This is a genomic window from Psychrobacter frigidicola, assembly GCF_007997305.1.
Lineage (GTDB): Bacteria > Pseudomonadota > Gammaproteobacteria > Pseudomonadales > Moraxellaceae > Psychrobacter > Psychrobacter frigidicola.
The window spans coordinates 447862-473617 of the sequence record NZ_VORZ01000002.1; the positions used below are offsets into that span (position 1 = coordinate 447862).

General features: G+C 42.5%; 22 protein-coding genes. 10 read left to right on the forward strand and 12 right to left on the reverse strand.

The genetic code is table 11. The annotated features are described in order from the left end of the window. Positions 1 to 112 precede the first annotated feature (112 nt). The 3 genes from ES754_RS08490 (at position 113) to ES754_RS08500 (ending at position 2468) form a co-directional block, all read left to right on the forward strand. A complete protein-coding gene (locus ES754_RS08490) occupies positions 113 to 781 on the forward strand; it encodes a c-type cytochrome (protein ID WP_147223742.1) in 669 nt (222 codons plus the stop codon). 224 nt (positions 782 to 1005) lie between these two features. Continuing rightward, positions 1006 to 2142, forward strand: coding sequence for an SLC5/6 family protein (locus ES754_RS08495; RefSeq protein ID WP_147223743.1), 1137 nt, complete (start codon positions 1006 to 1008; stop codon positions 2140 to 2142). Next, positions 2130 to 2468 (forward strand): RnfH family protein, encoded by a 339-nt coding sequence (locus ES754_RS08500; RefSeq protein ID WP_227677903.1) that lies wholly within the window; start codon positions 2130 to 2132, stop codon positions 2466 to 2468. The genes ES754_RS08495 and ES754_RS08500 overlap by 13 nt, the downstream gene beginning before the upstream one ends. A 69-nt stretch (positions 2469 to 2537) precedes the next feature. Here the strand turns inward: ES754_RS08500 and ES754_RS08505 are convergent, their stop codons facing one another. After that, positions 2538 to 2975 (reverse strand): outer membrane protein assembly factor BamE, encoded by a 438-nt coding sequence (locus tag ES754_RS08505; protein ID WP_147223745.1) that lies wholly within the window; start codon positions 2973 to 2975, stop codon positions 2538 to 2540. A 335-nt stretch (positions 2976 to 3310) separates the two neighbouring features. On the opposite strand from ES754_RS08505, the gene fur reads away from it, so the two are divergent. Continuing rightward, the gene (gene fur / locus ES754_RS08510) at positions 3311 to 3745 is read left to right on the forward strand and encodes a ferric iron uptake transcriptional regulator (RefSeq protein ID WP_147223746.1); all 435 of its coding nucleotides are present in this window, start codon (positions 3311 to 3313) and stop codon (positions 3743 to 3745) included. Between the two features lie 127 nt (positions 3746 to 3872). Here fur and ES754_RS08515 read toward each other — a convergent pair whose 3' ends face one another. Next, positions 3873 to 4994, reverse strand: coding sequence for a PilT/PilU family type 4a pilus ATPase (locus ES754_RS08515; RefSeq protein WP_147223747.1), 1122 nt, complete (start codon positions 4992 to 4994; stop codon positions 3873 to 3875). A gap of 93 nt (positions 4995 to 5087) precedes the next feature. Next, complete coding sequence (locus ES754_RS08520; protein ID WP_147223748.1) at positions 5088 to 6143, reverse strand: type IV pilus twitching motility protein PilT; 1056 nt, start codon at positions 6141 to 6143, stop codon at positions 5088 to 5090. Between the two features lie 390 nt (positions 6144 to 6533). Here ES754_RS08520 and ES754_RS08525 point away from each other — a divergent pair, with 390 nt between their 5' ends. After that, on the forward strand, positions 6534 to 7235 hold the full coding sequence (locus ES754_RS08525; RefSeq protein WP_147223749.1) for a YggS family pyridoxal phosphate-dependent enzyme: 702 nt from the start codon (positions 6534 to 6536) through the stop codon (positions 7233 to 7235). 37 nt (positions 7236 to 7272) lie between these two features. On the opposite strand, the gene paeA is transcribed toward ES754_RS08525, so the two are convergent. Together paeA and ES754_RS08535 are read right to left on the reverse strand one after the other, a co-directional pair. Next, positions 7273 to 8547, reverse strand: a complete 1275-nt coding sequence (gene paeA, locus ES754_RS08530; RefSeq protein ID WP_147223750.1) for a polyamine export protein PaeA — start codon at positions 8545 to 8547, stop codon at positions 7273 to 7275. Between the two features lie 193 nt (positions 8548 to 8740). Then, positions 8741 to 10375, reverse strand: a complete 1635-nt coding sequence (locus ES754_RS08535; protein ID WP_227678031.1) for an NAD+ synthase — start codon at positions 10373 to 10375, stop codon at positions 8741 to 8743. Between the two features lie 762 nt (positions 10376 to 11137). On the opposite strand from ES754_RS08535, the gene ES754_RS08540 reads away from it, so the two are divergent. The 3 genes from ES754_RS08540 (at position 11138) to epmA (ending at position 14673) form a co-directional block, all read left to right on the forward strand. Further along, positions 11138 to 12298: an AI-2E family transporter gene (locus ES754_RS08540; RefSeq protein WP_147223752.1), complete on the forward strand. Its 1161-nt coding sequence runs from the start codon at positions 11138 to 11140 to the stop codon at positions 12296 to 12298. Between the two features lie 137 nt (positions 12299 to 12435). Further along, positions 12436 to 13602: a 4-phosphoerythronate dehydrogenase gene (locus tag ES754_RS08545; RefSeq protein WP_147223753.1), complete on the forward strand. Its 1167-nt coding sequence runs from the start codon at positions 12436 to 12438 to the stop codon at positions 13600 to 13602. A 54-nt stretch (positions 13603 to 13656) separates the two neighbouring features. Beyond that, positions 13657 to 14673: an EF-P lysine aminoacylase EpmA gene (gene epmA, locus ES754_RS08550; protein WP_147223754.1), complete on the forward strand. Its 1017-nt coding sequence runs from the start codon at positions 13657 to 13659 to the stop codon at positions 14671 to 14673. Positions 14674 to 14832: 159 nt separating this feature from the next. On the opposite strand, the gene ES754_RS08555 is transcribed toward epmA, so the two are convergent. The 6 genes from ES754_RS08555 to ES754_RS08580 all read right to left on the reverse strand — a co-directional run bounded on the left by ES754_RS08555 (position 14833) and on the right by ES754_RS08580 (position 19949). Then, positions 14833 to 15471 (reverse strand): NAD(P)H-binding protein, encoded by a 639-nt coding sequence (locus ES754_RS08555; RefSeq protein WP_147223755.1) that lies wholly within the window; start codon positions 15469 to 15471, stop codon positions 14833 to 14835. A gap of 197 nt (positions 15472 to 15668) precedes the next feature. Next, positions 15669 to 16118: a YaiI/YqxD family protein gene (locus tag ES754_RS08560; protein WP_147223756.1), complete on the reverse strand. Its 450-nt coding sequence runs from the start codon at positions 16116 to 16118 to the stop codon at positions 15669 to 15671. Beyond that, complete coding sequence (locus ES754_RS08565) at positions 16118 to 17452, reverse strand: 5-(carboxyamino)imidazole ribonucleotide synthase (RefSeq protein ID WP_147223757.1); 1335 nt, start codon at positions 17450 to 17452, stop codon at positions 16118 to 16120. The genes ES754_RS08560 and ES754_RS08565 overlap by 1 nt, the downstream gene beginning before the upstream one ends. Before the next feature lie 165 nt (positions 17453 to 17617). Continuing rightward, positions 17618 to 18178 carry a 5-(carboxyamino)imidazole ribonucleotide mutase gene (gene purE / locus ES754_RS08570; RefSeq protein WP_147223758.1) on the reverse strand — a complete coding sequence of 187 codons (561 nt, stop codon included), beginning with the start codon at positions 18176 to 18178 and terminating at the stop codon, positions 17618 to 17620. 122 nt (positions 18179 to 18300) lie between these two features. Then, on the reverse strand, positions 18301 to 19257 hold the full coding sequence (locus tag ES754_RS08575) for a metallophosphoesterase (protein ID WP_147223759.1): 957 nt from the start codon (positions 19255 to 19257) through the stop codon (positions 18301 to 18303). A 134-nt stretch (positions 19258 to 19391) separates the two neighbouring features. Further along, complete coding sequence (locus ES754_RS08580; protein ID WP_227678033.1) at positions 19392 to 19949, reverse strand: rhomboid family intramembrane serine protease; 558 nt, start codon at positions 19947 to 19949, stop codon at positions 19392 to 19394. 459 nt (positions 19950 to 20408) lie between these two features. Here ES754_RS08580 and ES754_RS08585 point away from each other — a divergent pair, with 459 nt between their 5' ends. Continuing rightward, a complete protein-coding gene (locus ES754_RS08585) occupies positions 20409 to 21953 on the forward strand; it encodes a hypothetical protein (protein ID WP_147223761.1) in 1545 nt (514 codons plus the stop codon). Between the two features lie 438 nt (positions 21954 to 22391). Further along, positions 22392 to 24128, forward strand: coding sequence for an OmpA family protein (locus tag ES754_RS08590; RefSeq protein ID WP_147223762.1), 1737 nt, complete (start codon positions 22392 to 22394; stop codon positions 24126 to 24128). Between the two features lie 110 nt (positions 24129 to 24238). Here the strand turns inward: ES754_RS08590 and nagZ are convergent, their stop codons facing one another. After that, on the reverse strand, positions 24239 to 25324 hold the full coding sequence (gene nagZ / locus ES754_RS08595) for a beta-N-acetylhexosaminidase (protein ID WP_147223763.1): 1086 nt from the start codon (positions 25322 to 25324) through the stop codon (positions 24239 to 24241). Positions 25325 to 25756: the final 432 nt, after the last annotated feature.

Below are 25756 nucleotides of genomic sequence, written 5' to 3' on the forward strand. Positions count from 1 at the left end.
CGCTTGATGGTTAAGTGGCTCGTAATAAATATTGGGTATTTCACTCGTATAACTATTCTAAGTTACAATCATTCCAAATAATACTTACGTCGAGTTAGTAGGATCTATATCCATGAAAAAGTTAATCGCTGCCGCCAGCTTATGTGTCGCAAGTTTCAGCGTACAAGCTGCTATCACTGTTCCTGAATATGATGCTAATGCTGGTAAACAAATCGCTGAAACAGTCTGCGCTGCCTGTCATGGTGTTGATGGTGTGAGTATTGTTCCCGCTCAGCCAAACCTTGGTGGACAAAATGTTAAATACCTATATAAACAACTGGTTAACTTTAAAGCAGGATACCGCAAAAACGGTATTATGCAGTCGCAAGTGGCGAACTTATCACAGCAAGATTTAGCCAATGTAGCAGGCTATTATGCGGATCAAGCACCTTGGGGTGTTGGCTTTGGTAATCCTGCAACCACGCAAGAAGCTACCAAAATATTTCTAGGTGGCGACAAATCACGTGGTGTGATTGGTTGTGCTGGTTGTCATGGCCCAGATGCCGCAGGTAATACGTGGGCTGCGTTCCCACGTTTAGGTGGTCAACATGCAGAATATATCGCAACGCAGTTGAAGCTGTTCCGTGCTGCCGGTCGTGATGATGATATTGACAGTGAAGATCAAAAACGAGTCAATGATGCAGGCAAAGAAGGTGAAATGGGCATGATGCAGATGGTAGCGTCGCGATTATCAGATCGTGATATTCGTATCTTGTCAGATTACGTGAGCGCCATTCACTAATATTTAAGTTGAGAAGTCGTTTTACTAATTTACCGTACCGAGTTTTTTACGTTATTTTTTGAAGAAAGTTTATTAGCTATAAAAGACCCCGATTTCGGGGTTTTTTTATAGCTGTAAGTCTCTTTTTTATAGCTGTAAGTTATTAATAGTACAGTTAACATATTACTAATTTTTGCTTTTTTCACTGTTTATGTTATTCACTTTATACCGTTTGGATTGAGATTATGATGATCCGCTATGCTTCTTATTTTATGGCAGCTCTACTGCCACTATTACTATTCCGGTGGTTTGCGCCTGCATCTATTGGGGAAATTGACTTCTGGCTACTTTGGTTACTTGCCATGGTGTTGGTATCGCTTCCGGTTATTTATGCCGAGATAGCGCTGGCTTATCGTAGTGTAGATGCGCCCCTAGCTGGGATGCAAAAGTTAACGCGTGAGGCCGATGCCAGTCCACTGTGGCGTAGTTTTGGCTGGTTGGCTGCGATAGTGACGATAGTTATTGCGGCCCTGGTCATATCAGGAGCCAGTAGCGGTATATTATCTGCGTTAACGGCACTTGATAGCGCGCCTACTATACCTAGCTTTGGGGTCGCAGCAGGTCTTATGGTCATCGCCGTATTGCTTAGCTTATTGGGTGTTGCTCCCTTACCGATTGGTCTGGGGCTAATGGTTATAGGTCTAGCTATGGGTTTGGTTAACGGCTTACCGCGCGTTGATTTTGCGATGACCGCCATTAGTTTAAGCGAATGGGCACGTGCCGTCGCACTGGCATTGGTGAGCGTGGGTGCTGGTACTGGTCTGTACTGGTTCGGTCAGAATTTAATTACCAAACAAGCCACAACTGCTATCGACAGCAGTCAGCAGAATGCACCAAGCAGTGCCAATAAGCTTAGCAATTACCGCGCAACTAAACTGGTATTACCAATTTGGATACTGCAATTACTGGTTGGCATGGTGGCTTTATTCATTAGCGGTTTAACTTTGCCACCTATTGGGCAGCTATTATATTGGGTAGGGGTCTTGTTTGTTGTCAGCTACTTACTGCATTATAGTGCGCAGCAACTGGCGCATAAATTTGGTGTTTTGGTCAGTTTAATATTAACGTTGGTGATAGGATTGGTATTAGTAATAGCGATACCGACCACGTGGTTGGTTGGGATACTGGTCATTATCAGTAGTGTCGCGGTACTATTGTTATCCGTTTTTGCAGGCTGGCGCATGAAAATCAGTCATTTACGTAAGTCTTTGAACTTCGGTAATGAAGCCTTCTATAATCTATGGCGAATAGCCATTCGTCTGATTGTGCCCTTAGCATTGGTGTTGGCATTAATAGGTTGGGTGATGCAGTGGCTGAGCTGATAACTGTCCATTTAGCGTACGCTGAAGAGGCGCTGCGCCAGCATTATTTAACCTTGCAAGTGGCTGCTGGTACAACGTTATATGAGGCAATAGTACAATCTGGCTGGTTGACTCAATTTCCTGAGTTAGCCAAATGGTGCGAGCAAGTTGCGCATATTACTACACCCGCAGCCAAGCTGTGGCACGTTGGTGTCTATGCGCAAAAGCAGCCATTGAGCTATGAGCTGCAAGCACTTGATCGTATTGAAGTCTATCGAAGCTTAAGCGCTGATCCGATGTCTCAGCGCAAAAGTAAAAGTACAAATAAGGTAAAATACAATCAATAGTATAATACTACTTAAATAAAGCGCGCTCTAAATGATAGCGTCATTCAAGTATTCACAAGTCACAAGTTATTAAGAAACGGGTAGCGATTCAAGACCTTCAATACGCGTGACTACGCCATTAGCATCAAAATAAACGATGAGATGCTGACTGGCATTTTTTACATTAGCAATCCCTTTACGACTGCCATCTGTACCCGCTTTATAATCGTAGATATAATCCCAACGGTTGGGTTCAAGAGTGTCTTTAATAGCAGGGCTGCCTAGTATATAAAGCACCTGATTTTGGTTCATGCCTACTTTTAGCTTTTGTGCTTCAGTCTGAGTGATTGGTGTGCCTTGTGGCAAATCAATTTTATAGACGCTAAGTAACGAGCAGCCAGACATAGCAATAACGGCACCAAGGGTCGCTGTCATCGTAAGCTTGCGGAAAAGGCTCTGGATGTGGCTAGATGGACGGTGCTTAAAGGAGCAAAAAGTTAACGGCTTTATCATGGTAAGATGACTCATAAAAAATGGGTTAGGCGCGGCTACTTGCAGTTGATGCAAGTCTTACCGACAATCACCGATAAATGATACGTCATTTACTTGCAATTGCCTACCACTTACGACATTATTTACCAAACGCTATCTATTGTATTTCATCATTTATACTTTAAATTCATAGACTTACACTCGTATCGTTAAATAATGATAAGCTATAGTGAATGTTGTGACCGGCAGACCCATTATAACTATTGCAAATAATGAGGTGCAGGTCATTCATGTTGCTCGCCTATAATGATTATTTATAACCTATTTTTTTAATTTCATTTGCTAAGACTATGACAGTCGAAAGGGATATTATGGCTTCTTTAACCAATCAAGATTTACGTAAAGCAGGACTAAAAGTAACCTTGCCACGTATCAAAATTTTAGAGTTGCTTGAAAGTGCAGAGCTGCATCATATGAGTGCTGAGGAGGTATATAAAGCGCTGATTGAGCAAGGTGAAGATGTAGGTTTGGCTACCGTATACCGAGTATTGACTCAGTTTGAACAAGCGGGTATTGTCGAGCGTCACAATTTTGAAAATAACTTATCGGTGTTTGAAATTGCCCAAGCTGAGCATCATGATCATTTGGTCTGCGATGTTTGTGGAAAGATTGTTGAATTCCATAATGAGGTCATCGAAAAAGAACAACTTAAAGTGGCTAAAGAGCACGGCTTTAAGCTCTCCGGCCATTCATTGGTGTTATTCGGTATTTGTAATAATCAAGAATGCAGAGACAGTGCTAAGTAAGCGATTGGCAATTAAGGTCTAACGACAACCAGTCATGCATTAGTATACCTAGAAAATAAAAAACAGCACTTATTATAAGCGCTGTTTTTTTATGCTTGATTTTTGTTATGACCTTATCAGAGCTTTTCTAGTTAATATCTAATGACAAGCGATCAGCGCCTTCGTCTAGGTTTTGACGGCTATTTTTACTGCTCAGTTTTATTTTTAAGCGCAAGTCGTTCGGAGAGTCTGCATGACTGATAGCATCTTGATAAGTAATCTCACCATTTTCATATAAATCCAGCAATGCCTGATCAAAGGTTTGCATACCACTATCACGTGAGCGTGTCATGACGTCTTTAATCTCGTGAATCTCTCCCTTACGGATATAATCACTTATTAGCTGCGAGTTTAATAAAATCTCGATAGCAGCGCGGCGACTTTTACCATCTGGGGTCGGAATAAGCTGCTGGGCGATAATGGCTTGCAGATTCAGCGATAAATCCATAAACAGCTGGTTGTGACGATCAGTCTCAAAAAAGTGAATGATCCGGTCAATGGCTTGGTTGGCGTTATTAGCATGCAAGGTGGCAAAGACTAAATGGCCTGTTTCGGCATACTGAATGGCATAACTCATGACCTCACGATTGCGAATTTCACCGATCAAAATGACATCGGGGGCTTGGCGCAAAGTGTTTTTTAGTCCTGCCTCAAAAGTCAAAGTATCAATGCCGACCTCACGCTGGGTAATAATACACCCTTGATGCTGATGCACAAACTCAATAGGATCTTCGATAGTGATGATATGACCGTGGGAGTTATGATTGCGATAACCAACCATAGCGGCAAGGGTTGTGGACTTTCCCGTACCCGTAGCGCCGACCAATAAAATAATACCGCGCTTCCTCATTGCCAGCTCTTTTAAAGAGGGCGGTAAGCGTAGCTCTTCAACAGTAGGAATCTTATTTTCGATCTTCCGTAAAATCATTCCAGCCATATCACGTTGCATAAAAGCACTGACTCGAAAGCGCGCTTGCTGTCCATTATCGGTGATGGCAAATTGGCACTCGCTCGTTTCTTCGAACTCTTGTTGTTGATTTTTTGTCATGATGCTTTTGACCAAAACCATGGTTTGCTCGGATGACAGCGGCGTTTTACCGACGGGGCGAATCGTGCCGTTTATCTTCATAGAAGGGGCGACATCAGCAGTAATAAATAAGTCAGAACCGTTATTCTTAATCATCAGTTGCAGCAATTTATCAAAATCCATAGCGTACCTAATATAAAGTATAGTCTGTTATTTAAAGGGTAGATAAACGTCTGTTAAATATGGCAGACGCTCAATAAAAATAGTTCATCTATATTAAAGAAAGGCTTCAGGCTGTTTTGCATAAGGTCGCGCCACATCTTTACTAATCGTCCCTTTTGCTACTAAGTTTTTGAGCGTCTGATCCAAAGTAATCATACCGTCGCCTGCACCGGTCTGGATAGACGAATACATCTGGGCGATTTTATTTTCGCGGATTAAGTTACGAATGGCAGGCGTGCCTAGCATAATTTCATGTGCCGCGACACGACCACCGGTTTGCCTTTTTAACAAAGTTTGCGAGATGACGGCTTGCAGTGATTCTGATACCATAGCCCGAATCATATCTTTTTCAGCCGCAGGAAACACGTCAATGACGCGGTCAATAGTTTTGGCAGCGGAGCTGGTATGCAAGGTGCCAAAGACCAAGTGACCCGTTTCAGCAGCGGTCAGTGCCAAGCGTATGGTCTCAAGATCACGTAGCTCACCGACCAAGATAACGTCTGGATCTTCACGTAATGCCGAGCGCAGTGCGGGTTCAAAACCTAACGTATCGCGGTGTACCTCACGCTGATTAATCAGGCTTTTTTTGGATTCATGAACAAATTCAATCGGGTCTTCAATGGTCAAAATATGCTCTTTACGGGTCTCGTTGATATAATCTATCATCGCCGCCAATGTCGTTGATTTTCCTGAACCTGTGGGACCGGTTACCAATACGACCCCGCGCTTGAAGTCCGACACGCGCTTGAATACCTCGCCCATGCCCAAATCTTCCATCGTCAGCACTTTGGATGGAATCGTACGAAACACTGCGCCCGCACCGCGATTTTGATTAAAGGCATTGACCCGAAAACGTGCCAACCCTGGAATCTCAAAAGAGAAGTCAGTTTCGAAAAATTCTTCGAAGTCAGCACGCTGCTTATCATTCATAATATCGTAGATTAGCTGATGCACCACCTGATGACTCATGACTGGCATATTAATGCGCGTCATCTCGCCGTCCACCCGAATCATCGCAGGCATACCGGCAGAAATATGTAAATCTGATGCTTTGTGCTTAACGGTAAAACGCAGTAAATCTTCAATGCTTAAATTACTTTTTTCAGCCATGGATAGGTATTCCTGTCAGTCAAAACTCAGTCAATAAGAAGACGAATACACTTTAAAAGATCAGTGTTAAATAACCAGTCTGTGATTAATTACAATTAAGGGAGTTATTAGTAGCATAAGTTAAATAATGTAACAATATGATAACAATACTATGACTATTTAACCATTGGAGATGCAGATTAAATGTAAAAATAGAGTACCGTTATAATTAGACTATGCATTCTATTTTTTCTAAAACTTCAAATTTAAAGTTTTAATAATTAGACAAGCTAATGGCTCCACCTTTCATGTCGAACATTTATAACGTCTACTACTTTTAATAACCCCCTTTTTTAATATCTACTATTTTTAATACATACCTTCTAATAAACAAAAAATAATGAGAATAATATGGATACAGAGCATTTAATCGCTAACTGGCAACAGGTAAGTGAACAAGTTGCGCAGGCTTGCGCGAAAGCTGGGCATAATGATGCGGATAATAAAGTGACATTGCTGGCAGTATCGAAGACCAAACCTGCTGACATGGTAGCCACGTTAGCCAAACAAGGACAGCGTGATTTTGGTGAAAACTATCTACAAGAAGCGATTGAGAAAATTGTTACGCTAAAAAATGAGCCTGAATGTGAAAATATAGTTTGGCACTATATCGGTAGTATTCAGCGTAATAAAACCCGCGATATTGCTGAGCATTTTGACTGGGTACAAACCCTTGAGCGCGATATTATTGCCAAACGTTTAAACGAACAACGCCCAGAAAATATGCCGCCCCTTAATGTGCTTATTCAAGTGAATATCGACGATGAAGACAGCAAGTCAGGCTGTCGCCCAGAGGAGCTATCAGCACTTATCGCCACGGCTAAAAGCTATGAGCGTTTGCAATTGCGCGGTTTGATGATTATTCCTGCCAAAGCGGATACTGATGCCTTTGCCCGTACGCAGCAGTTATTTATGAGTATCAAACAACAGCATCCAGAGCTTGAGGCATGGGATACCTTGAGTATGGGCATGAGTGATGACATGGCGGATGCCATCGCTAATGGCTCGACCATGGTGCGCGTAGGAACGGCAATATTTGGGGCGCGTGATTAAAGAGCATTTTTTGCTTACGTATTTAAACCGACACTTTTTAAACCGACTCTTCAGACTTGGTCACCAGCAGTTGATTGATTTTAAGATTGTCGGTCGCAAGAATTTCAAAATGGTAATTGGCATATGTAATACTGTCCGTTTTTTTTGGAATCTTGCGCAGCATAAACATCATAAAGCCGCTGATGGTTTCATAATTTTCACTCTGCGGCAAATTGACCATCCCTAAGGCACGAATCACATCTTCAATAGGGGTCATGCCATCAATCAGCCAAGAGTTATCAGTACGTTGGACAATGGGTTGTTCCTCTAAAGTGACCAGCTCGCCCATGACGATGCTCATCACGTCTTTAAGAGTAATGACACCCACCGTCAGCGCATACTCATTAACGATAACTGCAAAGTCGGCGCCAGTGGATTTAAAGGTCTCGAGCACCTCGAATAACGATAAGGTATCGGGGATAAATAGCGCCGGCTTGAGTAGTGCCCTGTCAGTTAAGCACACTTGTTGCTGTTCAAGTACGGATGCCAAAAAGGTGCGTGACTCCACATAACCAATAATATGCTCTAAATCATCGTCATTACACACCAGAAATTTATTGTGCGGCTGACGAATCATTGTCGCAACTATCTGCTCATTGCTGACTTTGGTATCAAAATAAACGATATGTTCACGAGGATTCATGACTGAAGTCACCGTACGCTCTTGCATCTCAAAGATATTTTCAATTAGATGGTGCTCGTGCTTTTTGAGCACACCGGCTTCTGCACCGGCGTCCATCATTGCATAGATGTCTTCTGAGGTCATATCATCTTGGCGTACGGTTGAGATACCTATGAGCTTGAACAGGAAGTTTGCTGCCCCGTCAAATATCCAAATAATTGGTTTGAATATAAAAATTAAAAAAATCATCGGTCGTACCATTTTTACCGCAATGGGCTCAGCATTCGACATCGCCAAGCGCTTGGGCATTAGGTCAGCGAACAGCACAAATACGCTGGTTACGATAATAAAAGATAGAATAGAGGCCAAGGCTTCATGACCAAGTAATTGCTCTAGATAGGGACTGATTGCCGACTCACCGATGACCCCAGCTAGGATTGCCACTGCATTAAGCGCGATTTGTACCACAGTAATAAAGCTACCGGGTTGATCTTGCATATTGAGCACATCAAGCGCGCGCACATCCCCCTCTTTTGCCATAACTTGAAGCTTGATTCTGCGCGCTGAGGCAAGCGCCAGCTCAGAGCTGGATACTACGGCACTTAACGAAATCAAGATAAAAATAAACACACTAGCGGTTAGCAAACTCATGAAATACTCGGATAGGATCTGGTCAGGATGACCATTAATATTGGGTAGTTAAGACAAGTGTTATAGAGTAAATTATTAAATTTAATCTTCTAATGATAGAATTCTGATAATAAAAAAGCTGGGTAAGCACCCAGCTGTTAGTAAAAGCGACAATAAGATATGTATTTAAAGAAGTTAGTTTAAGCTTAACTACTTAGCCTTTTATTGACCATTTATTAACCAAAGGATAACGGCGTTCGCGACCAAAGGCTTTTTTGCTAATCTTAGTACCGATAGGGGCTTGACGGCGTTTGTATTCGCTATTGTCAACCATAGTAATGATTCTGGCGACCACATCGGCATCGAAACCTTTATCGACAATAGCTTTGTAGCCTAAATCTTCATCGACGTATAAAGTTAGGATAGCATCCAATACCTCGTAATTTGGCAAGCTATCTTGGTCAGTCTGATCCGGACGTAGCTCAGCCGATGGCGGACGGGTAATGACGCGCTCAGGAATAACAGGCGTGTCCTCTAAGCGGTTACGGTAGTTGGCCAAGTCATAAACTTGCGACTTATAAACGTCTTTTAATACATCAAAACCACCAGCCATATCGCCGTACAAGGTTGAATAGCCAACAGCCATCTCTGACTTGTTACCCGTAGTGATCACTAGATGTCCAAACTTATTAGACAAGGCCATCAAGATAACGCCACGAGCGCGCGCTTGGATATTTTCTTCAGTCGTATCTGCAGGCGACTTGTTAAATAGAGGTGCAAGCGTATGACGAATACCTTCGACCGCATCAAAAATAGGGCAGACGGTATAAGAAACGTTCAAGCGGCGCGCTTGTGCCTGTGCGTCTTCTAAACTGATTTTCGAGGTATACTCGTACGGCATCATGACCGCATAGACTTTGTCCGCGCCCAAGGCATCGACGGCGATACATAGCGTTAATGCTGAATCAATACCGCCTGACAGGCCAATGATAACGCCGGTAAATCCTGAATGATTGACGTAATCACGCAAGCCAACGACTAGTGCTTGATACATCTCTGACTCACGGCTTAATGACAAGGGGGCTTTTACTTGCGCATTAAATTTAAATGTATTGACGTTTAAACTGGCAAGCATCAGCTGATTCATAAAGCGCGATGCTTCATGGGCGACGCTGCCGTCAGCCTGTATCGCCATTGAACCACCATCAAAGACTAAGTCATCTTGTCCGCCTACCGCATTCACATAAATAATCGGTAACTTGTGGTCACGGCTGCGTTTGGCAAGCATAGTTTTGCGTGCGTCTTGCTTTTTCAACTCAAACGGTGAGGCATTTAAGCTAATAATAAGGTCCGCACCTTGCTGTTTTAGCTCAGCAATCAGATTCTTCTCCCACAAGTCTTCACAGATGAGCAGACCAATAGTAATGCCTTTATAATCAAATAAAACTTGGTTGCGACCTTTGTCAAAGTAACGGCGCTCATCAAAAACGCCATAATTGGGCAAATACTGTTTATGATAAAAGCCTTTTTGGTGGCCATTATGTAAGATAGCTGCCGAGTTAAAAGTACCATGATGGTCGACATGCGGATAACCGACAATCATGACAATATCGTCGATATCGCTTAACGTTGATAAGGCGCTTTTAATACGACCGGACAAGCTTGGGCGCAGCAGTAGATCTTGTGGAGGGTAGCCTAATAAAGCCAGCTCCGGAAAGATGATGACATCCGCACCTTGCTCGCGGGCTTGCAGGGCAAGCGCGCGCATTTTTTCGACGTTAGCAGTGATATCACCAACTAAAAAATGCGATTGAGCTAGTGCAAAAGTAACGCTATCAGGAGATACCATAGACGCACTGGTATTGGTGTTTACCGTAATATTAGAAGTATTATTGTCTTTTGACATTGTTATTGTTCCTATCAATATATCATTTAAAATGTAAGGGACAACGCAGACTTCTCATTCAAGTATGACTTTGCATAATGAGTCGAAGCGATGTGTATAATTAAGCGATGTGTCCCATTAAGTTGTGTGTCCTATTAAGCTAAATTGAAAAATAAAATTATTAAGTTATTGATGTAAATTATATCGTTAAACGACACATCCAAAAAATGTGCTGGCGGAAATACTCCGCAACAACACTATTCCTAAAATCCAAACTGAGTGACGTATTAAAGTTAGGACTAAAAATGTGCCTAACAATATTTAAAAATGCAAAATAATACCCTTAGTATAACATCAATTATTAAATCAACGAGAACGCAGCCGTGTTTTACCTGCCTTAATGTTTAAGCGGATTATACAAACTCATGAGTCAAGCAAAAAGTGTATAGTCACTTTGAATGATTGAGGCTAGGTCCATTAAAGTAGTGACTAAAATTATCAAAATGGCAGCCTAGATATATAAACTTGTAAGTAAAAGTTACAACATAGCCTTATGTATTCGCTATATCTTATTGCATAATAAACACTGACGGTTAAGTTTATTTTAATCAGCAAGTATCGATATTGGCAGATGGCAAATATAATCTGTCTATGAACACCTTCGTATTTATAAATTTTGTAGCAAAATGGCACTCACTTTTGCTCTCAATGGTTGATTGACAAGTTATGATAGAAAACTGGACAAAAGAGTTTGTGATTCAGCGCTTGCTGGCAATTACCTTACTGATTGCGCTATTTATTTTATGTTTTCAAGTGGTGCAGTTTTTTATTGTGCCAGCATTGTGGGCGGCGATTTTAGCCTATATTACTTTCCCAATTTATACATTTTTCCATGAAAGGGTAAGACTCAGCTCGGGCTTTAGTGCTGCTATTATGACGGTCAGCATTGCCTTAATTATTGGAGTGCCCCTGATTATTGGCTTGTTTATTTTACAACAAGAAGCCTTAAGCATCATTACCAATCTGGTCTATCGCGTCAAGGTAGGCTATGTTGATGTACCAGACTCTTTAAAAGATCTGCCTATTATCGGTCAGCAAATCAAAGATATTTTGTGGAAAGTGAACAAAGACCCCGTGGGCACACTTGATGCATTTCGTACGTGGATTCAGTCGCATTTATACTATGGTAAGCTTGCCCTAGATGTGGTGTTTAGTAGCCTTGCTAAACTAGGCATGGCGCTTATGACACTGTTCTTTTTTTACCGCGATGGTACCAGCCTGATTCGTCAAATCCGCCAAGCACTACGCAATATCATTGGTAACCGTATCGATGGGTATATTGACTCAGTGGGTATGACGACGCGTGCGGTAGTGTATGGCATCGGGCTAACGGCGTTGGGACAAGCGTTATTTGCAGGGATTGGTTATTATTTTTCTGGCGCACCAAGTCCTATTCTGCTAACGATTGTGACCTTTGTTATAGCACTTATTCCGTTTGGTACCCCATTTGCATGGGGTGCAGTCTCTATTTGGTTGTTGAGCCAAGGTCAAACGACAGAAGGGATTGGGCTCGCATTGTGGGGCATATTAGTTATTAGTTGGGTAGATAATTTAATTCGGCCTATGGTTATTAGTGGTGCGACTAAAATTCCCTTTATTATTATTTTTATTGGGGTGCTTGGTGGCCTGACAGCATTTGGCTTCGTGGGTTTATTCATTGGGCCTGTGGTATTGGCGATTGGGCTTGCAGTGTGGCGCGAATGGATTTCACAACATAAGAATGAAATCTTTGCGCCAAAAGAGGTGGTATTAACGGACAATCAAGCTCAGTTAGTGGTTGAGGAGGTAGAAAACGATACGGCAGAAGATAATGCGTCGAGCCACTAATAGTCGACCCACTTATAATAGTCACCTTTAATGACAACTTTGTCGTTCAGTAAAATTACTTGCACAACATCTGTTATCACCTATTACATCCTGACATCTTATAAATAATAAAATCTTAATAAGAGAGGTGCCAATCTATGCCTAATACTAACGTTAATACTTTTACTGGTAATAATGAGTCTAAAGAAACACCAAGCACGCGCACGCTGACCATTGTTGCTGATAGTAATATTGCGAGTCTTGATGAGTTTTTTAGTACGCAGACGCTTGGACAAGACGCTGCTCTAACAGTGAATATTGTTAGCGTAGCAGGGCGCGATATTACTGCTCAACTGCTGGCTGAGGTGCAGCCGGACGTGCTGTTAATACGTTCTGTGACGCCTATTAATGCTGAATTAATAGTAGACAATCATAGTGTGCGCTTTGTTGGCTCTGCCACTATTGGTACCGATCACGTTGATCAAGCTTATTTAGCGGAACGTAATATTACCTTCGCCAATGCCGCAGGTTGTAGTAAGCATTCAGTAGCGCAGTATGTACTGACGGCAATTTTAACTTTGCGCCCGCAATATTGGCAGCCGTCATCAAACCAACCTGTAGTTTTAGGCATCATCGGATTGGGTAATATTGGCAGCACCTTGGCACAATATGCCGCTGATTTGGGTTGGCAGGTATTAGGTTATGACCCCTTGTTACCCGCATCTGCTTTTAACAATGCCAGTTTCGATGAAGTTATTAGCCAAAGTAATGCCATTAGTTTACATGTGCCGTTAACGGATGCTGAAGGCATGAACCGTAGCGATTACCCAACGCATCATTTACTTAATGCGGCAGCGCTTGAGGCCATGCCAGCAGATAGTTTATTAATTAATAGCGCGCGAGGGCCAGTTATTGACGCTGCAGCTTTAGAAGACAATATAGAGCAAACTAGACGGCAAGTGGTGCTAGATGTCTTTGAGCACGAGCCGCAAATCGCTGAACAGTTATTATCGAAATTGGCTATCGCCACGCCGCATATTGCTGGTTATACCTTGGAAGGTAAGCTGCGCGGAACGCAAATGATTTATGATGCTTTATGTGAAAAATTTAATGTGACCCCAGCGCAATCCATGCATAATTTGCTGCCAGTGAATATGTACTTATGGACTGAGCTCAAGGAATATCCAGACAGACTGATTAAGTTTTATGACATTATGCAAGATGATAAATTGCTACGTGCAAAGGCAGATGACGGTCAAGTAAATGGAGCCGATTTTGACCAATTACGCCGTGATTATCATTTGCGCCGTGAATGGCAGTTTTAAAAAGCTTAATATAAAAGCGCTAAGTTAATAAATAGCCGTCAACAGTAGATAATAATGACTCAAAAAAGTAAGCAACTATCCGTTTATGAGCCAACTATGGCGCTTGAGATGGCGCGCAAGCGGGCAAAAATGCTGCATGATATTCGTCATTTCTTTACCATGCGTCAAGTGTTAGAAGTGCAGACACCGATACTCTCACAAGCGGGCAATACTGATACTTTTTTGCAATCAGTTAGTGCGCAAGTCACTTATCAGGATAAGCTGAAAATCTACTATCTGCATACTTCGCCTGAATTTGCCATGAAGCGGGTGCTGGCAGCTTGGCAAGTGGCTATCTATCAAATCTGTCCAGTATTTCGCGATAATGAGATAGGAACGCGGCACAATATTGAATTTACCATGTTGGAATGGTATCAACCCTATTACAGCTTAACTGAGCTGGCGAATGAGCTGGGTGCGTTATTAGAAGTCTTATATGGCTATCCGATAATTATGAATCATTACCGTTATGTGGATGCCTTTATGGACTTTGTGGGTATTCATCCACTAACGGCTAGCATTGAGGCACTACAAGCGATTGCTGAAGATAAAGGTTTAACTGGCTTTGATTTCGACATAGAGGATAGTTCTGATAACAATAAAGAAGACAGTCGTCAAAGCTGGCTAGATTTATTATTCAGTCATGCGGTTGAGCCTAATTTAGGCCACGACTTGCCGACCTTGATTATTGATTATCCACCCGCTACTGCCGCCTTAGCAAAAACTGCCTTTGATAAAGACGGTAATTTGGTCGCTAAGCGTTTTGAGCTCTATATCGATGGTATTGAGATTGCCAATGCTTATGATGAGCTCGCTGATGGGGACGCATTACGACAGCGCTTTGAGCAAGATAATGTGTTACGTCACCGTCATAACCTGCCGATAATGCCCATTGATGAGCACCTACTTGCGGCTTGTGATGACTTGCCACCTTGTAGTGGTATCGCTGTCGGTATCGATAGACTGCTTATGGTGATTGCAGGAGTAAAGTCTCTGCAAGACGTGATTACCTTTCCTAGCGGGCAAGCTTAGCAAGTAGTTTTCTAGTTTACGTTATGAATCATTTTATAATAAAGACTGCAATAAAAAAGCGGGCAAGTTAAGAAGCTTGTCCGCTTTTGCTTTAATTGAAAACTGTTACTGAAATTTCTTATAGAATAAGTTTGCCATAGCTATTTTACAATAGCTTTTCTATAAACTGGCAATCGCTTCTTTAATTGGGGTTTCACCATTTTGAATATGAAAGACTTTTTTACTCGCACTGTCAGCATCTAATACCGCCACTAAAGTTGCAGCAACGTCAGCAATGGCGTTCTCACCTGCTTTATCACTATTGACTGTAATCTTGCCAGTACCTACTTGCTCTTTTAAAGCGCCGGCTTGTACGAGGGTATAGTTAAGTGTGCTGTCATTAACCAACCACTCATCAGCATAATGTTTGCCGATATAATAATCTTTTAAATCAGCAATAGCAGGATTTCCCCATTTGCTAGTATCTAGTGAAAATACGGTGCTCAGCATAATATAACGTTTGATGCCCTTATCTTGCACTGCTTGCATCGTTTTGACTGCACCATGCAAATCCACTTCTAAGACATCTTTACCACCAGAGCCTGCTACAAAATAAACAGCGTCGATATCATCAGCCAGTTGCTTTTGAATATCATCTTTTTCAGCAGTAATATCTAAATTAAGTTGCGAGTAATTATCTGCATCAAATAACTGTTGGTCCTGACGAGTGGTACCGATGACTTGATGGTTATCCGCTAATAGCTTCTCAACCAAATCACTACCGACTCTACCACTTGCACCTATCACTAAAACTTTCATAGTATTTCCTATTTTTAATATAGTGTTATCAATGTATTTTTGTTGTTTGCGACTATCGTTGTGAATAAATGATAGTCAACGACTGGACATACGATAACAGCAATAGGGTGAATACTAAGTGATGAAGCGTGCGACTTAGATGATGTTTGGTTGCAGACTGTATAAGCTTTGCAAAACAAAGCTTCAAAAGCTAACTGTCAGCGTACCAGACTGTTGAGACCATCAGCAAAGGCCTTTTTATCACGGTCGCCATAAGGTTTCTGCCCGCTCATTTGCTGTAGCTCTAATACTCCAGTGCCACGCATGGTATCCATAAAATCGCGCATATTAAGCTTTTGCTTGATGTTATTTTTATCATAAATAACTCCGCGCGTAGTCAGAACTTTACCGCCTTTATCTAGAATATCATTAGCTAGTGGAATGTCGCTGGTGATGGCCAAATCGCCCGCTTGAATATGCTCAACGATATAATCATCGGCTTTATCAAAGCCTTGCGGCACTACTGTCATAACCAATAACGGCGACTTACGCAGCTTAATCGGCTGATTAGCGACGAATATCGCCACCGTTTGTGTACGCTCAGCAGTCTTGATAATCAAGTCTTTGGCAATCAATGGCACGGCATCAGCATCAACCCAAATTTGCATTATTTCTTGGCCTTATGATTGCTATCTTGTTTGGTATTGCTGTTTGTAGCAGGCGTTGCAGATGAAGTTTCCTGTGCAGCCTTAAGCTCTGTTTCTTGGGTTTCAGTATTATCGGTTATATCTTTTGGTGTACTGGTTTTATCGAGACCAACTTTATTGGGTAACACCGCAACCAGCTTGGCTAAGGCAGGTTCTAAATCAGCCACATCGTTAGTCATAAGAGTGATATGAGCAATTTTTCGGTCATTGCGCTCTTCTTTATGATAGCTATGGTAATGCATACCGTCGATAGCCAGTACCGCGCTGATATCCGGATATTGGCCCAATACATTGATCATAATAGAGGGGTGGACGTTGTCCGTATCGCCTAATGGCAGTCCTACTACCGCACGAATATGGTTCTCAAATTGACTGGTAATCGCACCTTCTATGCTCCAATGCCCTGAGTTATGCACGCGTGGCGCAATCTCATTGGCCAGCAAACAGTCATTACCACGGTCGTCTTTAGTCACGAACAGCTCTAGAGCCAGAACGCCGACATAATCGAGACGATTCATCACGGTGGTTATCGCTTCTTGCGCTTGCTGGAATAAATGGCTGGTGCCAACCGCTGGCGCTTGAGTCTTGGCAAGAATACCGTTATGGTGATAATTTTCGACCAAGTCATAGCAGCGTACTGTACCGTCTTGACCGCGTGCTGCAATGATGGATACTTCACGGCTGAAATTAATAAAGCCTTCGGCAATTAACGGCGCAGGCGTTTGAGTCAGACTGCCTTTACCACTGACCGCATCTTTTAGCGCTTGCCATGCCGGTTTGATATCACTGTCTTGTTTGATGACAAACTGACCTTTGCCATCATAACCACCACGACTGGTTTTAAGGACGATAGGCAAACCTAAAGTTTCACAAGCTTGCTGCAATTCGGCTTGGGTACTGACCGCTATAAAAGGCACTGTGGCAATATCTAACTCATTAAACATCTGCTTTTCTTTTAAGCGGTCTTGGGCAATCTCAAGAGCAATGGGCGGTGGAAACATCCCTTGTTTGCTGCCATTAGCTGATAGTTTTGCTAATTGTTCAACCGTTGTCGTTGGCGTATTTTCAAACTCTAAAGTAAATACGTCTGCGGCAGCAATAAAGTCTTCTAGCTGTTCGCTACTAAAGACGCGCCCATAAAGACTGGCGGGACAACTGGTATTGTCTTCTAAAAACACACATTGGTAGCCTAGTGGCAGAGCGGCTTCGGCGAGCATCATGCCGAGCTGACCACCGCCTAAGATACCGATAGTACGTATGGTTTGGGTCATAGGATAAGCGTTGGGTGTGGTCATGGTAGGCTCTTTATATGGCAATAAGTTTAAAATAATGTCGTTGAAATAGTATTGTTGAAATAGGAAAAGGTGCACGATAGGCACCTTCCATTTAGTAAGTAGTGAAATAGTAAAACCTATCTGCTAAAAAATATTAAGATAAAAAGGTTTAAATAAAATAGATAATTAGCTATTAATAATACCCGGCGTTGGGCTGGCTAGAATGGTTTCTGTTTGCTCTTCGCGCATATTTTGCAGCTTAGCGGCAATTAGATTGTTATTTAGGGCAAGTATTTGTATGGCGAGTAGGGCAGCATTATAAGCACCTGCTGAGCCAATAGCCAAAGTACCAACAGCGACGCCTTTGGGCATTTGCACGATAGACAACAAGCTATCCCAACCGCTCAGCATAGAGGATTTAACGGGTACGCCCAATACTGGCAGTGGGGTTTGGCTGGCACACATACCCGGCAAATGCGCCGCGCCGCCAGCCCCTGCGATGATAACTTGTAAGCCATTATCTTTGGCGGATTTAGCATAGTCAAACAATCTATCTGGCGTTCGATGTGCAGAAACCACTTCACATTCGAAAGCAATATTAAAATCTGCCAATAGTTGGGCGGCGGTATGCATAGTAGCCCAATCAGACTGCGAGCCCATGATAATACCAACTTTTGGCTTACCAGGAGGCGAGACAATAGGATCGGGCGAGGGAGTAGTAGAGACAGTATTAGGTGCAGAGCTCATGAGGCAATATCCTTAAAAAGACCATCATACAAAAAATTTGTAGTTGCCGTAAAGGTCAGTTTCATTCCTATATTAATATCGTGCCTAAAAATACAGTTACTCAATATTGTAACAACGGGCGCTTAGTCATGACGGTATTGTATAAAGTTGGCTTTATTAAGCGGTAGCGGCTTGGCAGTATCTAACTGATAACACGTTAAATAACCACTATCAACAGCTGCTGAATAATCAGTACAAATCACTTGAATGCTAAGGGGTTCAGGATTACCAGTGAGCCAATAATGACCGACAAACACGGGCTTATGGGTTTTTAGGGCAAAATCGATATTCTCAGCCATGGCATCCTTTGGAATTTGTGCCAGTCCTGAGCGGGTTACACGAGCAATTTCATGAATCGGTCTCGTATTTAAATCGTCCAGCCACCACCGTACTCGAACTTGGGTGCGCGCAGCACCATCTTTATCAACCATCACCATACCCTCAGGCAAGGCAGTTTCTACCCCTTTTAAAACTCTCTCTAACGCCTCATGAGGGGCAGAGTTTTTCTGAGCAGTCATAACGAGCGCTTCAGGCGTTAGACAGTTATCAGCCGTTAATAAAGGCTTGAGTACTGCCATGCTATCCACATCCCAGCACGCATGCACAAAACAGCCATAATCAGTTTCAAGCCATAATGGAATCTCATAAAAGCGCTGTAGCCAATATTGATGCGCTTCTGAACCAAAGGGTACTTCCGCCAAAAATGCCTCATGTTGGCGCACATGTACTTCGTTATGTGAGCGTAAATAGCGCTCAGGCTGGCTGGAATTATCTTTTGGGTCAAGGGTGGCAAAGGCTAACGCATTGTATTCATGATTGCCCATAACCGCATCAGCAACGTCAGCATCTAGCATTGCAAATACTGTTTCAAGTGTCGCTAATTGCTGAGCGCCACGATCAATTAAATCGCCAATAAATAGCGCACGATGTCCTTTTGGTGGGACAAAGTATTCACCATTATGAACATAGCCTAACTGTTTTAGCAGACCGGTTAATTTGTCTGCGTAACCATGAACATCACCGATAATATCTATAATCATAGAAGGTCACCAAAAATTATAAGTAGCTATCAAGTTTAAAAATGCCTGAAGACTATAAATCTTCAAAGACATAATCTTCAAAGACATAGTTTTCAAAGGCACAACCTTTAAAGACCCACGCTTTAAATTTTGCTTTAAAAACTGGGCGATAATAGCGCGTTAATAAAATGTGGTAAGACTTGCGGTTGCAAGACAATAGTAGCGATAATTCCGAACGCGCCACCCCATAAGTGTGCCATATGGTTGATATTGGAGCCGCCACGTTTATTGGCGTAGATACTATATATGACATAAGCGACCGCAAAAAGTATCGCTGGAATAGGGATGATGGCAAACAGATATAGAGTTTCCCATGGCGCTAATAAAATAAAAGCAAATAGCACTGCCGATACACCGCCTGATGCCCCAAGGCTCAAATAACTGGCACTGTTTTTATTTTTAATGTAGCTCGGAATCATAGCAATGATAATAGCCAATACATAAAAGACGACAAAGCCATAACCCCATAAAAACTGCCGATATAAGCCTTCAATAGCGCGTCCAAAAAAGTATAAGGTGAACATATTAAACAGCAAATGCATACTGTCGGCATGAATAAAGCCGTGGGTTACGAAGCGGTCCCACTGACCATTAGCCACCGCTGGGGGATAAAAAATTAACCGATTGAACACCGCCTTATTCTGCCATGCCATTAAACTGACAATAACTGTAATGATAATAATAAGCGTCGTATGGTTAAGCAAAGCATAATCCTTAGGCCAAGGCTGATAAATAAAAACATCAAAAACCCAATGGCTATAGCTAAATTTTGGTTAATAAACAATAATAGTTAACATAATAATGAATATAAGCACAGATACTGATAACCAATTAATAGCGCAAATATGCCCTAGATATTTAAATATGGTCTGTTATCTTAAATACATTAAAGTCAAATCACAATCATGCGTCAACACAATTTACATACTCATACAAATCAAGCGCCATGAATCGCTAACTTAATGTATTGACCTCCTATATCCTAAGCGTCTTTCATAGTTAACTTGACCATTGCTTTATTTTCCCTATAGGAACAGTAGTCTAAGCATTCTTGTCTTAGCTACTTTGGAGTTTTTTGACCCTTAAAATTAACGCCGGTAAAGGCCGTATATATGAATATTATTGATCAACTAGAACAAACCGTAACCCCTGCGGTGCTAGGACTTAGTAGTAATGTAGCGCAGGTTAGCTTGCTTGAGCAGTTTTATGCAATATTAGTTACCCGTTTAGCGCTACCAGAGGTATACACGCAGCTACAACGTAACGAGCCAAATCCTTTAGAGCCGTCAGTGATTAGCAGCACCTTGTTTGAGTCGCTTTGGCAACAGCCCAGTCAGCGTCATCTATTAATTCAAGAGCTGGCAGCGACGCACCATATCGATGGGGGTGCAACAGAACAACTCCTGATAAACGCCACTCATTTAGCATATCAAGAACTTAAGAACTTGGCGAATGGACAGTTCTTACCGGCATTTTTGCAGCTACAGCAGGCAACGGTCCGTCAGTATCTACCGGTCTGGGCAACAGCGGTGGTATCGCCCATCGTTGCTGTCGTGGCAGAAAAAGTGCCACTGGTAGCCGATGCGCTGATTTATGATAACAGTCAAGTGCCTCATGCAGCCGTCACCGCCCAGCAAGCACTTGCCGCTGATGGCATGCCCGTCATTGTTGAACCCACCGACGCTATTGCTATTGATGCCATTCATGCCAATCCCTCAGAACATTACACGCCTGAGGGTCGGGGAGAGGTACGCCGTCGTAACCAGCGTAATGACTTATTAATACGTTTATTATTGCTAGCCGCTGCCTTAGGCGCCATTATCCTGTTGTGGGCGTTCGTCATTAAACCTGACGAGGTGGAGCCGGTAGTAGAGCCTGCCGTCATTGCCCCTGCAGATCCCACACCAGAAGTTGAACCACCAACGCAAATATTGGCGCCTGCGCAATTGGTTGTTGGCGTCGACTACAGTGGTAACTTATATTCCTGTTCGGCAACCGTTGGTGATATAGGTTTACAGGCAGCGCTCAGACAAGCGTTGAACTCGAGCTTTGGTGAGCAGGCCAACATCTGTGTGTTGACAGTGCAAGAAGGGGTCGCCACTACCCTTTCTAATATGAATATTGATACCCTACCGAACGTGTTGACCTTAATGAGAGCCGCTCCCTTCTCGCGCTTACAATTGCAAAATGACAGTATGAGCTTAGAGGCACCGGATGAGATGTTATTACAACGTCTAGTTGTTGATGTACGTACATTATTACCAACAATGACTATTAGCAGCACTATACCTATGGTTAATACGCAGCCACCTGCCAACACTTATGACGATACGTATAATAATGGCAACTATAATAATGGTATTAATAACGCTGGTAATTATAATAATGGCGCTACACCAAACAACGGTAGGATGCCAATTACCACTAATAACAATATGATGACCAATCAGCCGAACGCCCCGTCAGCCACTATTAATAACAATACTGATAGTGTGCCTGCGCCGCCGCCACCACAAAGCAGTCTTAATAATAGTAATAATATACCGCAAAATAACCAGCCTGCTCAATCTTTGGGTCGAATGCCTTCAGATGTGGAAGACTTAGCGAATACCACCATTATGTCAGAACCTGCCCAAGGCGGCAGTCCGCTCAACTAGTAAACACACCGACCAAGACCACTTCCTATCCCTATAAAAAACAAAGCCGCTTAATGCGGCTTTTTTATTCATAATAATTTATTCAGTATATTTAATGGTTATGTTATTCATTCGTAGCATACGGTGGCTACAGTTACGTATTGCAACTGAAACATTACCTCTCGTATCATTTACACAACAGCTAGTTTGTTGTGATGACCATATTATTACTTTTATAATGGATGAGTTAAATAAATATGTAGAATTAGAATAACTTGTTGACATCATTTTTTGCACTAGATAGTTAATAATAGTTGCTAAACATAACAACTTTATCTAACTTGCTTATAAAATAATAATAACGCTTCTGTTTTAATGCTATAGCAGAAATAAATTTCACGTTTTATTCAATGATAAAAAAGATAGAAACTAAACCATTACTACTCGAGGAAATACATTATGGATATTATTAGTCATTTAACCCGCACGGTTAGCCCAGCAGTACTTGGGGATGACAGTAGCCCTGCCAAGAAAAATTTACTTGAGCAGTTCTATGCTATTTTTGCAGCACGTCTAGCAGATAAAGATACGCACAGCCGTTTTGCGAATGAAAATATTGCTCAAGATGACCAAGGCTTTTATGACCGTGTCTGGACTGACGGTAGCCAACGCGATACGATTTCACGTGAGCTTGCCGCTGCCCATAACGTCGATTCAACCGCAGCACGCGGATTGGTAGCGATGGCGGCACCTTTGGCTTATCATGAGATTAAGAGTTTAGCAGGCACTACACCTGTACCGCAGTTTTTAACTGATAATCAAGCAAATTATCAGCATCATATCCCAGCGTGGGCGAGTGTTGTTGTGCCAGCTGGTATGTTAGCAGCAGCGCCTGCTGGTGAGCGTATCTCTGATACTACAAGCATGGCACCGCTACAGCGAGAAGAAGAAGAAAAAGGCAGCTTTATGAAAGCGCTGCTCCCTATTATTGGTCTGATTATTCTAGGAGCTCTGGCTTGGGCATTGCTCAGAGGTTGCCAAGACAATCCTGAACCTGTCGCCACACCAGCCGTTACGCAAGAACAAGGCGTCGATAGCGACAATCAAACAGCGGTGGCCTCTGCTGTTGAGCCGGCCTCACTACGTATTGCCACGGGTGAGCAAGCCAACACTCTATATGCTTGCCGCATGAATGTTGGTGATGAGACTCTAAAAACTACCGTCATGAATGCTATGAACACAGAGTTTGGTGATGATTCTAACAAGTGTAAAGCAGACGTTGATGACAACTTTGCAATGGACATGCCAGCGGCCACTCAGCTTGCTGCTATTTTGCCTATTATCAAAAACGTTCCTAATGCCAGTATGTTCATTAAAGGCGATGAAATCGTTGTTAATGCTCCTGATGCCGCTACACTTGAACAGCTGGTGGCTGATATTCAAGCCGCTGCGCCAGACATGAACGTGGTAGCAGAAGGTCCCTTAAATTTACAAAGCGAGATTGATAGCAGTTTAGCAGCTACTGATGCCGCTATGATTGGACTTGGTGATAGCCCAAATCCACGCGATGTTGCTCGTGCGTTAAGCTTACAAGTGGTTAACTTTGAAGTAGATAAAGCCATTATTCCTGATGCTAATAAACCGTTCCTTGATCGTGCTGTAAAACTAATGGAACAAGTGCCAGATATGAAGCTGATGATTATCGGTCATACCGATAAAACTGCTGATGCTGCTTATAACATGAAGTTATCACAAGAACGTGCCCAGTCTATGAAAGACTATATGGTGTCGCAGGGCGCGGATCCAGCTAAACTTATGACCAAAGGTATGGGTGAGACTGATCCTATCGCTGACAACTCAACCGAGCAAGGTCGCTTCCGTAACCGTCGTATTGAGTTCACCGTCTATGACGAGACTGCATTGAACAATGAAGGTGCTAACGTTGCAACACTCAGTGGCGGAAAAGCATTCGACCCAGATATGAATCCATTAGATAGCGATAATGATGATATCATGCCAGACAGTGATGATCGTAGAGCTGTACCTACGCCTGCACCTAAAAGCTCACTTCCAGCCGCTAATAATAAGCTTGATCCTGACTTGAATCCTTTAGACAGCAACAACGATGATTTGCTACCGGATTCAGATGATCCTAGCCGTGGTACCAAGCTCGATCCAAAAGCGAATACTCAATAGTAGTATATATTTGAGTAATCTCTGATTAGATAAGTCATATTTAATAAAAACCGCATCTTTAACAAGGTGCGGTTTTTTCATGTCTAAATACAAATTAAATCGGAGGGTGATTACTTGTAATTCGTTGGGTCTGTTAACGGGCTACTATCGTTTTCTGAAGATGACTCAGTTTTTGTAGTAAAAAATGTTTGCATTACATTGTCTTTGGCTTGCTGCCAATACTCAAACTGCTGGCAAGTGGATTCAAGATCACCTTGCCACATTGGAATCTGTCCGCGCATGGTTTTAATGCGTTTTTGATTGGGGTAAGGTAAATCTTGCGCGGCTTCTGCCGCTTCATGAGCTGCAATTCTGTCATTACAGACGAGTGCAATATCGCAGCCCGCTTCAATAGCCGCCTGTACGCGTGCGCTAATGTCACCTGCTGCTTGTGCGCCTGCCATAGACAAATCATCAGAGAATAATACTCCCTTAAAGTCTAGCTGTTTCCTTAAGATATCTTGTAGCCAAATTTTGGAAAATCCGGCAGGTTTATTATCCACTTGCGAAAAAATAACATGCGCAGGCATTAACGCATCAAGCCATGGTAATGTCTGTATAAACGGCTGCATATCGTGTGCCATAATCTTATCTAAGCTGCGGTCATCAATTGCTTCTGCCACATGCGAGTCTGGTGCAATAGCGCCATGCCCGGGGAAATGCTTGCCAGTAGTCGCCATGCCAGCGGCTTTCATGCCGCGCATAAACTGCGTGGCTAAAGCGATAATAATTTGTGGGTCTTGATGAAAGCTGCGGTCACCAATAACTTGGCTGATACCACCCGTATCAAGGACGGGCGCAAAGCTCACATCTATCCCAACCGCCAATACCTCAGCCGCCATCAAGTAGCCACAATCATAGGCGCAAGTTAGCGCGCAGATGGGATCTTGGTCAAATAATTCCCCAAGCTTGCCCATTGCTGGCAGCGGCGTAAAACCTTCACGCAGCCGTGCTACCCGTCCCCCTTCTTGATCAACGCCAATCAGAATATCCGTATTATGATAGCGAATACTGTCGCATAGCTTGCGTACTTGATCTGCATGTATCACGTTACGCGCAAATAGTATGACGCCGCCCACCTGTGCTTGTTTTATTAAACTAACATCTTCAGCCGTCAGGGCAGTGCTATCGATATCAATCATTAAGACGCCATACATGGCACGGTCCTTATAGTGTTATATATTATTATTGGGTGAGATATACTGTGAAAGAGATAGTAAATAAGCCGTATTTGTACTCTTATTATGCCTGTTATGGATGAGTGAGCACAACCGGACAAATTATTCAGACGCTAGTCTCACTTGGTGTCTATCCAATAGTGAGATAGACAGTGATTAACTTATAATAAATATGACAGAAAGTTTGGTATGTGTAGAGCTTGCGTGTAAGATTGTTTATACAGTTTGAGACAGTGCGCTATAAATAGTCATGATATTATTATTTAATTTTAACGATAAATTATTAGTCATGCGTGCATTTATTTTCGTAATGTTTACACTAAGCTCAAACAAATATTACTATAATTATAACCCTCGAATTTATTTCCCAACGTTATCGCATCATTGTTATCGTTTTATTAATGACAGACC